The following is a 13,587-nucleotide window of genomic DNA, read 5'->3' as shown; positions in this document are numbered from 1 at the left end:
GTGGTCGCATGGAAGGTCTCGAGATCACGGTCCTGCTCGGACTCACGATCCTGATCGGGACGATGCTGGCGCCGCGGGTACGGCTGGCGCTGCCGTTGGTGCTGGTCGTCTTCGGCCTGCTGCTCGGGTTCGTGCCCGCACTGCGCGAGGTGCAGTTGCCGCCGGAGACGGTGCTGCTGCTCTTCCTGCCGGTGATGCTCTACTGGGAGAGCCTGACGACATCGCTGCGCTCTATCCGCCGTGACTTCCGCTACATCCTCCCGATGAGCACCCTGCTGGTCGTCGCCTCGGCCTTCGCTGTGGCCGGCGTGGCCGTGCTGTTCGGGATGCCGTGGGAGATCGCCCTCATCCTCGGTGCGGCCGTCGCTCCGCCCGATGCCACCGCGGTCGCCGCCCTCGGTCGACTGCTGCCGCAGCGGGCATTCATGAAGCTGAAGGCTGAGAGCCTCACCAATGACGGCACGGCGCTCGTGCTCTATGCGATCGCCGTCTCGCTCGCGGTCGGCGGCGACGTGACGCCCCTCTCCGTCACCTGGACAGTCGTCGTCTCGTATCTCGGAGGCATCGCCGTAGGAGCCCTCGTCGCCGCCGCGGGGTGGTTGGTGCTGCGACGGGTCAGGACGACGATCACGATCAACGTGACGTTGCTGCTCCTGCCGTTCGTCGCCTTCCTGCTCGCCGAGATGATCCACGCGTCCGGTGTGCTGGCAGTGGTCGTCGCAGGTCTCATCGCGGCGTATCTCGGACCGCGGATCACGACGGCCGCGTCGCGCCGGCAGTCCGAGGCGGTATGGCCGTTCGGAGTCTTCCTGCTCAACGGCGCCCTCTTCGTGCTGATCGGACTCGAAGTGCAGTGGGTCGTGCATCAGACCTCCCTGCAGATGATCGGGTGGCTCGTGCTGACGACGGTCGCTGTCTGGGTGACGCTGCTGCTGGTGCGCTTCGGCTTCCAACTGCTGTCAGTGCCCTTCCAGCGGCTCGGCGGAGCCCGCGTCGCCGTGCATCCGCGGGGACTGAGGACTCGGGCGCAGATCGTCAGCACTGTCGCGGGCATGCGAGGGGCCGTGTCGCTCGCGATCGCGCTGTCGGTGCCTCTGACCGCTCCGGACGGAACGGCGCTCGCCGGTCGGGACGACATCATCTTCGTGACGGCGGGGGTCATCCTGCTCAGCCTGCTCGTGCAGGGTCCGCTGCTGCCCGCTGTCGTGAGGTGGGCGGGGTTCCCTGATGACAACGCGGCCGATGAGGAGTTCGAACTCGCAGAGCGCGCGATCTCCGGGGCGGCGATGGCGGCGCTGGATGCCCTCGCCTCCGAGCACGGCATCAGCGACGAGGTGCGCGATCGGGTGCGCCGCGACGGCTACGAGATGCTCGAGCTCGCCAATGCCCGAGCGATGGCGAGGGAGCGCGCACTGATCGACGCAGAGGTCGGTGCGATGGAGGATCTGCTGGATGAGCCGGATCCGCTGGCGGGCGGCGCGATCGCGGACCTGGATCCCGACCCGGTCGGCGTCAGCGCGTCGGATGAGATCACGGACGGCACGACGCTGCAGATGGTGGCCACGTCGGCCGACGTCGACGTCCTGCAGCGCTCGCCGCTCATCCGGCACGAGGAGTACGCCCGGCTCAAGCTCGCGGTGCTCGAGCACAAGCGCGAGGTGCTGCACGGTCTGCGGCGCGCTGGCACCGTCGATGATCTCGTCGTGCGCAGCATCTCCGCGCGACTCGATCTCGAGCAGGTGCGGATGCAGGGGATCGAGCAGATCGACTGACAGCGCCCGCGCTGCCGATCAGGAGTTCACGCGGATGATCTCCTGCTGATACGGCGCGACCACATCGCCCGAGATGCGCAGATCGAGCAGCAGGAACGGGCGGGTCGACGGGTCTTCCGCGGTCCAGGTGCGGAGCCGATCGAGATCTTCGAGCGTGCGCACCGCGACGCCTTCGGCGCCGACCGCCCCGGCGAAGGCCGCGAAGTCGACCTCGGGGATGCGCATGGGCTCCTCGGCGAGGCCCTTCAGACCGTAGAGGTGGACCTCGGCACCGTAAGCGGCGTCATTCCAGATCACTGCGCAGCCGCGACCGCCGGCAGCGCGGACGGCCGATTCGAGATCGGCGATCGCCATGAGCCCCCCGCCGTCGCCCGAGGTGAGCACGATCGTCGAGTCCGGCCGTGCCCTGGCCGCGCCGACGACGCTCGGCCAGCCCTGGCCGATGGCCTGGAACGCCGTGCCGACCATCATCATCCGATCCGGCGCCGACACCGGCCAGTACATGTTCGCCCAGCCGATGAAGTGCCCGCCGTCGGAGACCACGACCCTGTCCTCCGGCAGGAGCTCTGCGATCCGCCGGGCCGCCGAGCGAGGGTCGAGCCTGCCGTCGGCGGCGAGATCATCACCGCGCTCGTATGCGCGGGCCGCGTCGACGTCGACGGATTCCCGCCACGATGCGGGCACTTCGTTCGGAGAAGTGCTCTCCGCTCGGACCTTTTCGTCGGATTCCTCCGAAGTACGTGCACTTCTCCGAGGAACGCGTGCACCGAGGTGCCCGTCCTGAAGCCGGGCCACGAGCTGCTCGGCGACGATCCGTGCATCGCCGCGCAGGAACCCGCCCACGTGCGGATGCGTCGCTGTCGGGGAGACATCGATCTGGAACACTCGCGTACCCGGCGCGAACAGTTCGCCGAAGCGCATCGTGAACTGATTAAGTGAGGCACCGAAGACGACGGCGACATCGGCCTGGCGGATGAGCCGCATCGCGCCCTCGGCGCCGAACCCGCCCGTGACGCCGAGGTCGTACTCCGCTGCGGGGAAGACTCCGCGCCCGAGCGCGGTGGATGCCGTGAGCGCCCCGGTCGCATCGGCGAGCTGGCCCAGCGCGGCAGAGGCACCCGCCAGCCACGCACCCCTACCGGCGAGCAGGACTGGCCTCTCGGCATCGCGCAGCGCGGCGGCGATGTCATCCAGCATCCCTTCGGCGAACTCTCCCTTGGGTGAGAGCGGCGTCGGGATGCGCGGTGCCGGTGCAGGAGGCACCGGTCCGGCTTCGAGCGCGGCGACGTCGTAGGGGATCGCGAGCACGACAGGCACGCGATAGGTCAGTGCGTGCTCGATCGCGATGATCGTCGTCGCCGCGGCATCCGCTCGTCCGACCGTGTACGTCCGCGCGCCCACGGCCGAAGCGAGCGCGATCTGATCGACGTCCCAGGGGCGCGGGCCGGAGGTGGGCTCGTCGCCCACCACGAGCACGAGCGGCACATGCGCCTGCACTGCCTCCGCGAGCGCGGTCAGGGTGTTCGTGAACCCGGCGCCGTAGGTGGTGGTGGCGGCGGCGATCCTCCCGGACGCGCGGTGATGGGCATCGGCGGCGACGACCGCGCCCTGCTCGTGGCGCACGGCGGTGAACTTCACCGGCGTCTGGCGCTCGAGCGCGTCGAGGAAGTGGGCGTTGCCGTTGCCCATCACACCGAAGACGGCGTCGATGTGCTGAGCGAGAGTGAGGGCGACGTGAGCGGACACAGTGGGCATGGGGAATGCCTTTCGAGACGACGGATCGATTCCGTGTGTGTCTCGCTTCGCGCGACATCGCGGCGAATGCTTCGTGCCCCTTTTTCGGGCACCGGCGCCCCTTTTCGAGGCAATCCGGACATCGACGATTCTAACGGCAGAATAGACGCATGACGGATGCTGCGATCGAACGCGAGACACTCACCTGGGACGGCTTCGGAGCAGCGACGCGAGACCTCGCGCGCAGCATCGTCGCCAGCGGATTCGAGCCGGAGGTCGTTGTCGCGATCGCCCGCGGTGGGCTGCTGCCCGCAGGAGCGATCGCCTACGGGCTGGGCGCGAAGAACTGCGGAGCGATCAACGTGGAGTTCTACACCGGCATCGGTACTGTCCTGGATGCGCCGGAGGTGCTTCCGCCCGAACTGGACATGGCATATCTCGACGGGCGCCGTGTACTGCTGGTCGATGACGTGGCGGACTCAGGGCGCACGCTGGCACTGGCGGTGGAACTGCTGCGGGCGAAGGGCGCAGAGGTGCGATCCGTGACGATCTACACCAAGCCGTCGACGATCATCCAGCCCGACTACGCGTGGAAGGACACCGATCTGTGGATCAACTTCCCGTGGTCGTTCCAGGGCACGGTCCGCGAAGAAGACCTGGGTCTCGCGCCAACGGCGTGACCGATCGAGAGTCCGATCCTGCTGTGAACGCGTCCGAACAGTTCTCCTGGCGGACGCTGCTGCGCCCGCCGCAGGGGGCGGTCTCGCTCGAGACGGCCGCTCTGCTCGTGGGAGCGGTGTTCTTCGCCATCGGGTTCGTCGTGTCCGTGTTCGTGTTCTGGGGTCATGAGCTGTCGATCGTCGGTGATCGCTCGATCGGGACGTACGCGTCGATCGGCGGCGCGGTCGTCGCGGTGCTGTCGGCGCTGCTGGGGCGGCTCGGTGTCCGACCGGGACGCCGCGTCATCCACAGCGACGGGCTCGTGATGCGCGATGACCGACTGCGCTGGTACGACATCGCCGCCATCGCCCTCGCGTATGCCGTCACTGCGCTCCTCGGCTGGGCGGGGATCGCGCTGCTCCTGGCCCGCAGCTTCACCGACGCCCCTGTCTTCGCCTTCCCCGGCGCTGTGCTCGTCGCCGTCGCCTTCGCGCTGACGGCGTACGTGTGCTTCCTCAGCGCTGTGTCGCTCACGCCGATGTCGCTGTCCCTCGTCCTCGCGGTCTTCCTCGTGGTCGGCGCGTTCGCCAGCATGCTGACCGCGACCGATGCGCACTGGTGGCAGGACAATCTCTCCGCCCTCGGCATGGCGAGCAACGACTCGTCCTGGATCTTCAACGGCACGCTGATCGTCGCCGGCATCATCGTGACCACGATCGCGCGCTACTCGACGGCCGGACTCCCCGTCGACGCACCGAGGGACGCCAGAGGCCGACGACTCGTGCGCATCGGGATGATCCTGATCGGCGTCTTCCTCACCTGCGTCGGCATCTTCCCCGTCGATGCGTTCTTCGTGGTGCACAACACCGTCGCGACGGGGATGGCCGTGGCCTTCGCCGTCGTCGTGATCGGTCTGCCCTGGATGCTGCCGAGGATCTCCAAGGTCTTCATCGCGCTCGGATACGCCTACGTCGCCGTCATCGTGCTGCTGGCCGTGTTCTTCGCGACGGGTTACTACAACCTGACCGCCGTCGAGCTGATCGCCGCCGTGCTGATCTTCAGCTGGATCATCGTCTTCCTCCGGGCTGCCGAGGAGGTGTCGACGGCGGTCGGCGAGCCCGGTGATGCGTGAGCGAGGACTCAGTCCCGCAGGGCGCGGGTGGCGTCGCGGGTGCGTGTGAGAGCATCCACCGTCTCGGCGAAGCGGCGCTTGGCGACGCCCATGAAGAGGCAGTCGACCAGCGCGAGTTGAGCGATGCGACTGACCATCGCGCCGGCGCGGAACGTCGACTCACGCACCTCGGTGAAGAGCGCATGATCCGCCGCGTCGGCGAGAGGCGAGCCCTTCGCCGAGGTCACCCCGATCGTCGCGGCGCCATTGCTGCCGGCGCTGCGGAGGAAACGCACGGTCTCGGGCGTGACGCCGGAGTGTGAGAACCCGACCGCGACGGTCGGCCCCGTGTGCAGCACGGTCGCGGTGATCGCCTCGTGGGGATCGGTGATCAGACGCGCATTGCGACCGACGCGCAGCAGTTTGTGGGCCAGATCCTCTGCCACGAACCGGCTGGCGCCGATGCCGTAGAGCAGGATGCGATCGGCCCGGTCGATGTCGGAGATCGCAGCCTCGAGCACGTCGAAGTCGAGTCGAGCGACGGTCTCTTCGATCGCGAGCAGTTCCAGCGCCGCGAGCTTCGAGAGGGCCTCGCGGAGGGAGTCGTCGTCGGAGATCTCCGAACCGTAGGCTCCCTTCGCCGAGAACTGCGCGGCTTCCTTGCCGAGTTCGGTGGCGAGTGCCATGCGCAACGGTGCATAACCGCTGAAACCGATCGCGCGGCAGAAGCGCACCACGGAGGCGACGGAGGTGCTGCAGGAGGCCGCGAGCTCGTTGATCGTCATGTCGATCACGATCGACGGATTCTCCCTCACGGCTCCCGCGATGCGAGCCAGAGAGGGCGGAAGAGTCGAGGTGGATGCTTCGATCGTCGATTGGATGCTCATCCGCGCTCCTCGGGAGGTAAATAGTTTTCAGTCTGTTGCATTCGACTGTAGACTGTTTCCGACAACCGCAGCCGACGACACGAGAGTCCAGAGATGCCGATCGAGCACATCACTGCCGCCGTCGATCTGGGCAAGTCGCGGTGCCGCGTCGCCGTGATCACGCCTGATGGTCGTGACACGCACACGGGCGATGGCACCCCCGGCCTCGCCGCGGTCGACGGCGTCGACCATGCCGCCGCAGCGATCCTGAAGCTGCTCGAGAAGGCCGGACCCGAAAAAGCTGGGCGCATGGACGGCCTCGGCGTGGGCGCGGCAGGAGCGTGGACGGCGCCGGATGCCGCAGCCGCTCTCGCGCGTCTGCTCGCCGACGCGCTCGGTGCGCCTGTCGCCGTCGCCTCGGATGTCGTGACGGCGCACGTCGGGGCGCTGGGCGGTGCCCCCGGCACTCTGCTCATCGCCGGCACCGGTGCCGTCGCACTCGGTGCGGATGCCGAGGGGCTGCGCCTGGTCGACGGCTGGGGCCCCGATCTCGGTGACTTCGGCAGCGGATCGTGGATCGGGCGGGAAGGCACGCGTGCCGTGCTGCGCGCCAGAGACGGCCTCGGCCCCGAGACGATGCTCACCGATGCCGTGCGCGCGCATGTGGCGCCGCATCCGGATCCCGTCACCTGGCTGGCAGCGGGCATCGCGACCGCCAGGCAGCTGGCGACGATCGCTCCGCTCGTGCTCGACGCCGCCGCGGCAGGCGACGTCGTCGCTTCGGACATCGCCGCCGAAGCCGTGCGCCTGCTCACATCGACCGCGCTCGCCGCATCCGATCGCGTCGTCGACGTCGCCATCCATGGCGGACTCACCGATCACTCCTGGTTCCGCGCCGGACTCGAGCGCTCCCTCACCGCAGCCGGCGGCACGATCGTGCACCCCGCCGGCGACGCCTTCGACGGTGCGGCGCACCTCGTGCACCGCACAGACATGCCCCACGAAAGGTTCGTGCATCGTGCCGAATGACACCTCTGCGAATGACTCCGACGCGACCCGACTCGCAGATCTGCTCGAGGAGCTCGCCGCCCTCGGCACCGAGGCGTCGACGACCGAGCGCGGCGACCTCGATCTGCTCGACACGGCAGAGCTCGTGCGCCGGATGAACGCCGAGGATCAGCGTGTGCCGGTCGCGGTGGCAGAGCGTGCGGATGAGATCGCGCGTGCGGTGGAGGGCATCACCGAGCGGTTCCGTCGCGGCGGACGCCTCATCTACATCGGAGCAGGAACGGCGGGCCGAGTGGGAGTGCTCGACGCCAGCGAGTGCCCGCCGACATTCGGCACGGACCCGTCGATGGTCGTCGGTCTCATCGCAGGTGGCGAGACCGCGATCCGCTCCGCGGTCGAGAACGCGGAGGACGATGCGGATGCTGCGGAGGCGTCGCTGCGCGCGCTCGAGCTGAGTGAACGAGACACGGTCGTCGGGATCTCCGCATCCGGTCGCACGCCGTACGTGATCGGCGGCCTCGATTACGCGCGCAGCGTCGGTGCGCTGACAGCGGCGATCGCATCCAACGCCGACTCCGCGATAGGTGCCGCCGCTGAGATCGCGATCGAGGTCGTCACAGGTCCTGAATTCATCTCGGGTTCCACGCGGCTCAAGGCCGGAACTGCGCAGAAGCTCGTCGTGAACATGCTCACCACGCTGTCGATGATCAAGCTCGGCAAGACCTACCGTGGCGTCATGGTCGATCTGCTCGCCACCAACGAGAAGCTGCATGCGCGCTCGGTGCGCACCGTGACGCAGCTCGCCGGCGTCGGCGTCGACGAGGCCTCTGCGGCCCTGCGCGCAGCGGACGGCTCGGTGAAGCTGGCCCTGCTGATCCTCGCGACAGGCGCGGATGCGCCGCGTGCGGCGCTCGCTCTGGCAGAGGTCGACGGCATCCTGCGCGAGGCGATCGCGGCGCTCAGCCGATCCTGATCTCGAATCCGTCCCCCGCGGGGGCGATCGCGACCTGAGTGAGGTCGTCGACGTGATGCGCCGGCGCGAATGATGGCGCATGCGGACCGACGCCGATCACGGTCATACCGGCGTCGATTCCGGCCCGGATGCCGGCGCCGGAGTCCTCGAAGACCACGCAGTCGGCTGGATCGACGCCCAGTGAGGATGCCGCGAGCAGGAACCCCTCCGGATCGGGCTTGCTCTGCGAGACGTGCTCGGCCGTGATCGCGAGTTCGGTCATCGGAAGCCGAGCGGCGCCCATCCGCGCCGTCATCAGGGCGACATCGGCAGAGGTGACGATCGCGTGCGGCATGTCCTGCAATGACCGGAGCAGTTCGGCGGCGCCCGGGATCGCGATGACGCCGTCGGTCTCGGCGCTCTCCCGCGCCAGCATCCGCTGGTTCTCCTCGCGGTTGATCGCGTGATCGCGCTCGGGGAGGAGGATCGCCATGCTCTGCCAGCCTTGACGCCCGTGCACGGTCTTGAGCACAGTGTCGCGGTCGAGTCCGTGCGGCTGCGCCCACTCGAGCCACAGGCGCTCGACGACGGCCGTGGAGTCGACGAGCGTGCCGTCCATGTCGAGAAGGACAGCGCGTGCGGTGATGGTCGTCGTCATGCATTCAGGCTATCCCGGCGGACGTCCGAGGCACGCGGCAGTATGGGGTCATGGATCCGCACCTGCTGCGCTCGCTGCGCATGCGCTCGCACCGGCTCACGGCCCCCGCCCGTTCCGTGACCGACGCCGCGCGTCACATGCTCGCGGTGCAGGCGCAGGATTTCTGGGCCGGACGGTGGGCGCTTGCTGCGCGGGCGTCAGGCGCGCCCACGCTGAGCGGTGTCGATCGGCTCTTCAACCGGGGCGTGCTCGTTCGGGCGTGGACGCAGCGCGGCACCCTGCACATCGTCGCGGCTGAGGATCTCGCCTGGATGCTGACGGTGACGGGGGAGCGGCAGCTGCAGAAGGCGGCGCCGCGCTACCGGGAGCTCGGCCTGGGCGACGACGAACTCGCGACCGTCGAGCGGGTCGTCCGAGGTGCTCTGAACGGCGGCAACGGTCTCACCCGCGTCGAACTGTTCGAGGTCCTGCAGAGAGCCGGGATCGAGCCGGGCGGGCAGCGCGGTCTGTTCGCGGTGCAGAATCTCGCCCTGCGCGGCATCGTGTGCCAGGAGCCGATCGTCGCGCGTGCAGGAGGTGTGTCGCGCGACCAGCAGTTCGTCCTCGCTGAGGAGCACATCCCCGAATCCGCAGCTCCGAGCGATCCCGCTGCGGAGATGTTCGTGCGATACATCCTCGGTCATGGCCCCGCCACCGCCGAGGACTTCGCGTGGTGGGCCGGTATCACGCTCGGCGCCGCACGCTCGGCGGCCGCCGCTTCCGCCGATGACGTGCGCATCCGCCAGATCGATGAGGGGATGTTCGCCGCGAGCTCGATGCCAAGGCGAAGCACGGCAGCCCCCACCGTGATCGCGCTCGGATCGTTCGAGGAGTACTACATCTCGTACACCGATCGCACTGTCGCGTGCCCACCAGAGCTGCTGACGGCGATCGGACCGGGGAAGAACGGGATGGTGCGCCCGATCCTCGTCGCAGACGGCATCGTCGTCGGCACCTGGCGGCACTCCACCGCTGTCGGACGGCACACCGATGACCCCGTGCCCGAGCTGCTGACAGCCGCTGCCGCCGGCGATGCCGACGTCGCCGCTGCACTCGACCGCTACGCGGCCTTCATCGCGGGCTGACCCCGCCCGGCGTCGCGCCGGGCGCGTGCCGGCTGCTCACTCCGCCGCGTGCCTGGCGAGGAACGTGTAGACCTCGTTCTCGTCGACTCCGGGGAACGCGCCACGGGGGAGCGGCGAGAACATGTGCGTGTGCACGCGGGCGCTCGGCCATGCCTTGGCGCTCCATCGATCCGCGAGCTCGGGGGCGGGGCGGCGGCAGCATGCCTCATCGGGGCAGGTCGACACTGCGCGATCTGTCGTCTCCCGACCACGCCACCAGCGCGCGTCATCGAACGGGACTCCCACGGTGACCGAGAACTCGCCGTCGCTGGCGGCCCCGGTCTGCGTCGCGCACCAGAACGTGCCGGAGGGGGTGTCGGTGTACTGATGGTGCTCCGTCGTGCGGTTCTGCTGCGTGAACGCGGCGCGCGCCTGGAACTTCCGGCACACCGGCTGACCCTCGACCGCGCCGGTGACGTCCATCGGCAGCGGAAGGTCATCGTTCTCGTACACCCGGGTGATCGCGCCGGTCTCGTCGACGCGGAGGAAGTGCAGTTTCATGCCGAGGTGCTCGGTCATGAGGTTCGTCATCCGCATTCCGGCTGCCTCGTGCGTGACTCCGAATGCGTCACGGAAATCCTCGACCGCGAGGTTGCGATCCTTCTTGGCCTGCTGCAGGAAGGCGACGCCCGCCGTCTCTGGCACCAGGCAGCTCGCCGCGAAGTAATTGATCTCCAGGCGCTGCTGCAGGAAGTCGGCGTAATCGGTCGGCGGCGTGTGCCCCAGCAGACGATGCGCCATCGCCTGAAGCGCCATCGAGCGCAGCCCGTGACCGCCGGGGATCGAGGCCGGTGGCAGGTAGATGCGGCTGTTCTCCAGATCGGTCACCGAGCGTGTGGAGTGGGGCAGATCGTTGACGTAGAGGAGCTCGAAGCCGAGCTTCTGCGCCATGATGCTCACCGTGCGGTGGGTCAGGGCGCCGCTGACATGACCGGCGGCCTTCAGCTGCTTTTCTGCGAGCTTCTCGATGTCGCCGATGTAATTGTTCTGCGCCCGCATGCGCAGTCTCAGCTCCGTGTTCGCACGTCGCGCCTCTTCGGGCGTCGCGATGGCTTCGCGCTCGCGGCGCTGCAGTTCGCGATGAAGTCCGAGGATCGCCTCGATCGTCTCGTCAGGCATCCCCTTCGAGACGCGCACGGGTGCGACCCCCAGCTGGCGGAACACCGGACTGGCCTGCGCGTGCTCCAGCTCGATCTCCAGAGCCGCCCGACGGTTCGGAGGCTCGCCGGAGATGAGATCGGAGACGTCTGTCGCGGTGGCCTGGGCGATCGCCTGCAGGAGCGAGAGCTTGGGCTCGCGCTTGCCGTTCTCGATCAGGCTCAGCTGCGAACCGGCGACGCCGACCTGCGCGCCGAGCTCGTCGAGTGTGAAGCCCTTCGCCACGCGATGGTGTCGGATGCGATGGCCGAGAGTCGTGAGATGGATGCCGGAGCCGCTCATTCCTTGAGCATATCGAAAGAACACTGATTCTTACGACCCGAATCCGCGAAATCTGCAAGTGATGTTGCGCAGAATGGACATACACACCGACTCTTCGAGGGAGTAGACATGGTTATGGCCGAGACCTTCACACCCCGCGTTCCCGCCGTCTCCGCGGCGCGCGAACTTGGCGCCGTCCCCGCCTACGACACCCCCGCGATGGCTGAGCTCGTCGCCTGGGTGGAGGAGATCCGCGCCCTCACGAAGCCGGCATCGGTGCACTGGGTCGGCGGTTCGCAGGCCGAGAACGACGCGCTGCTGCGCGGACTCGTCTCGGAGGGCAAGCTCATCAAGCTCAACCCCGAGTGGCGTCCTGGGTCGTACCTGGCGCGCTCGCACCCCAGTGACGTCGCACGTACGGAGGCGCGCACGTTCATCGCGTCGGAGCACGAGAAGGATGCCGGCCCCACGAACAACTGGGCCGATCCCGCCGAGATGCGGCAGAGGATGAACGAGATCTTCGAGGGCTCGATGCGCGGACGCACGATGTACGTCGTGCCGTTCTCGATGGGAGCCGTCGGGGGCCCGCTGTCGCACATCGGCGTGCAGATCACCGACAGCGCGTACGCCGTGGCGTCCATCGGCATCATGACGCGCGTGGGCGATGCCGTCACTCGGCAGATCGCCGAAGGTGCGCCGTGGGTCAAGACCGTCCACTCGGTCGGCGCTCCGCTGGCACCGGGCGCGCAGGACGTCGAATGGCCGTGCAACGACGAGAAGTACATCGTGCACTTCCCCGACACCCTCGAGGTGTACTCCTACGGCTCGGGCTACGGCGGCAACGCCATCCTCGCCAAGAAGTGCTTCGCGCTGCGCATCGCGTCCGTCATCGCCCGCGACGAGGGCTGGCTCGCGGAGCACATGCTGCTGATCCGCGTGATCGACCCGAAGGGCAAGGCCTACCATGTCGCGGCGGCGTTCCCGTCAGCGTGCGGCAAGACCAACCTCGCCATGCTGCGCCCGACCATCCCCGGCTGGAAGGTCGAGACGCTCGGCGACGACATCGCGTGGATCCGTCCCGGTGAGGACGGTCGCATGTGGGCCATCAATCCCGAGGCGGGATTCTTCGGCGTCGCACCCGGCACAGGCGAATCGACCAATGTCACCGCGGTCGAGACGCTGTGGGGCAACACGATCTTCACCAATGTCGCGCTCCGACCGGACGGCGACGTGTGGTGGGAAGGCCTGACCGACACGCCTCCGTCGCACCTGACCGACTGGGAGGGCAACGATTGGACGCCTGACTCGGGTCGGCCCGCCGCCCACCCGAACTCGCGCTTCACGGTCGCCGCATCGCAGTGCCCGCAGATCTCGGACGACTGGGAAGAGGCGGTGCCTCTCGACATCATCCTGTTCGGCGGACGGCGTGCGACGAATGTCCCGCTGGTCGTCGAGGCGACCGACTGGACGCACGGCGTGTTCCTCGGCTCCACGATCTCCTCCGAGCGCACCGCGGCAGCGGAGGGCACCGTCGGCGAGCTGCGGCGCGACCCGTTCGCGATGCTCCCGTTCTGCGGCTACAACATGGGCGACTACTTCGCGCACTGGCTGAAGGTCGGCCGGTCTCTGCGCTTCGACCGTGCACCGCGCATCTTCCAGGTCAACTGGTTCCGCCGTGGTTCGGACGGCCGGTTCCTCTGGCCCGGATTCGGTGACAACGCCCGCGTGATCGACTGGATCATCCGTCGCATCAGCGGCGAGGTCGACGCTGTCGACAGCCCGATCGGGCGTCTGCCGATCGCGGAGGATCTGAACCTCGACGGGATCGATGTCCCGGAGCAGGATCTCGAAGAGCTCTTCGCGGTGGATCCCGCCGCGTGGGCACAGGAGGCCGACTCGACCGAGGCCTTCTACGACACCTTCGGCGACACGCTGCCGGCGGCGCTGCGCACCGAGCTCGCGTCGCTGCGGTACCGCCTTGCGCAGGCGCAGTAAGCGCCGCGCGTGAAGACCCGCGGCGGCGGGATGGGAGGGGCTGACCCATGGCTGAGTGGTCCCGACCTCCTGCCGCCGCGACATGACCGGGCTTGCGCCCGATCAGCCGGGCCTGTCCCGTTCTGCTGACGTTTCGGGGGAATCAGTCAGCAGATCGGGGCAGCGTCCGTAATCTGTGCGCGTCCGGAATGTTTGCCGTCCGGTATGTGTGCGTACCCGGATGGCGCCTGCAGGGCCCTCAGGGCCCGC

At 68.5% G+C, this 13,587-nt stretch carries 11 protein-coding genes; 7 read left to right on the top strand and 4 right to left on the bottom strand.

The window, feature by feature from the left end:
- Positions 1-8 precede the first annotated feature (8 nt).
- Entirely contained in the window at positions 9-1,772 is a 1,764-nt protein-coding gene (locus J1M43_RS11965) for a Na+/H+ antiporter (protein WP_206476816.1), read from the top strand.
- Between the two features lie 18 nt (positions 1,773-1,790).
- On the opposite strand, the gene J1M43_RS11960 is transcribed toward J1M43_RS11965, so the two are convergent.
- A complete protein-coding gene (locus J1M43_RS11960; protein WP_206476815.1) occupies positions 1,791-3,527 on the bottom strand; it encodes a thiamine pyrophosphate-binding protein in 1,737 nt (578 codons plus the stop codon).
- A gap of 149 nt (positions 3,528-3,676) precedes the next feature.
- Between J1M43_RS11960 and J1M43_RS11955 the strand changes: the two genes are divergently transcribed.
- Both J1M43_RS11955 and J1M43_RS11950 read left to right on the top strand, forming a co-directional pair.
- A complete protein-coding gene (locus J1M43_RS11955; RefSeq protein WP_206476814.1) occupies positions 3,677-4,186 on the top strand; it encodes a phosphoribosyltransferase in 510 nt (169 codons plus the stop codon).
- Positions 4,187-4,209: 23 nt separating this feature from the next.
- Positions 4,210-5,298, top strand: coding sequence for a DUF998 domain-containing protein (locus J1M43_RS11950; RefSeq protein ID WP_206476813.1), 1,089 nt, complete (start codon positions 4,210-4,212; stop codon positions 5,296-5,298).
- 8 nt (positions 5,299-5,306) lie between these two features.
- Here the strand turns inward: J1M43_RS11950 and J1M43_RS11945 are convergent, their stop codons facing one another.
- Positions 5,307-6,164: a MurR/RpiR family transcriptional regulator gene (locus tag J1M43_RS11945; protein WP_206476812.1), complete on the bottom strand. Its 858-nt coding sequence runs from the start codon at positions 6,162-6,164 to the stop codon at positions 5,307-5,309.
- Positions 6,165-6,257: 93 nt separating this feature from the next.
- On the opposite strand from J1M43_RS11945, the gene J1M43_RS11940 reads away from it, so the two are divergent.
- A complete protein-coding gene (locus J1M43_RS11940) occupies positions 6,258-7,172 on the top strand; it encodes an N-acetylglucosamine kinase (protein ID WP_206476811.1) in 915 nt (304 codons plus the stop codon).
- Positions 7,162-8,124, top strand: coding sequence for an N-acetylmuramic acid 6-phosphate etherase (gene murQ, locus J1M43_RS11935; protein ID WP_206476810.1), 963 nt, complete (start codon positions 7,162-7,164; stop codon positions 8,122-8,124). Before J1M43_RS11940 ends, murQ begins: the two co-directional genes overlap by 11 nt.
- Here murQ and J1M43_RS11930 read toward each other — a convergent pair.
- Entirely contained in the window at positions 8,111-8,761 is a 651-nt protein-coding gene (locus J1M43_RS11930; RefSeq protein ID WP_206476809.1) for an HAD-IA family hydrolase, read from the bottom strand. The genes murQ and J1M43_RS11930 overlap by 14 nt on opposite strands.
- 50 nt (positions 8,762-8,811) lie before the next feature.
- Here J1M43_RS11930 and J1M43_RS11925 point away from each other — a divergent pair, with 50 nt between their 5' ends.
- The gene (locus J1M43_RS11925) at positions 8,812-9,885 is read left to right on the top strand and encodes a winged helix DNA-binding domain-containing protein (RefSeq protein WP_206476808.1); all 1,074 of its coding nucleotides are present in this window, start codon (positions 8,812-8,814) and stop codon (positions 9,883-9,885) included.
- Between the two features lie 36 nt (positions 9,886-9,921).
- On the opposite strand, the gene J1M43_RS11920 is transcribed toward J1M43_RS11925, so the two are convergent.
- Positions 9,922-11,364, bottom strand: a complete 1,443-nt coding sequence (locus J1M43_RS11920) for a helix-turn-helix domain-containing protein (protein ID WP_206476807.1) — start codon at positions 11,362-11,364, stop codon at positions 9,922-9,924.
- Positions 11,365-11,472: 108 nt separating this feature from the next.
- Here J1M43_RS11920 and J1M43_RS11915 point away from each other — a divergent pair, with 108 nt between their 5' ends.
- Positions 11,473-13,338: a phosphoenolpyruvate carboxykinase (GTP) gene (locus J1M43_RS11915; protein ID WP_206476806.1), complete on the top strand. Its 1,866-nt coding sequence runs from the start codon at positions 11,473-11,475 to the stop codon at positions 13,336-13,338.
- The last annotated feature ends 249 nt before the right edge of the window (positions 13,339-13,587 follow it).

This window comes from Microbacterium sp. KRD172 (genome assembly GCF_017168295.1).
In the GTDB taxonomy this organism is placed as follows: domain Bacteria; phylum Actinomycetota; class Actinomycetes; order Actinomycetales; family Microbacteriaceae; genus Microbacterium; species Microbacterium profundi.
The sequence above is the reverse complement of the archived record's forward strand: the minus strand, read 5'-3'. Positions and strand labels throughout refer to the sequence as shown.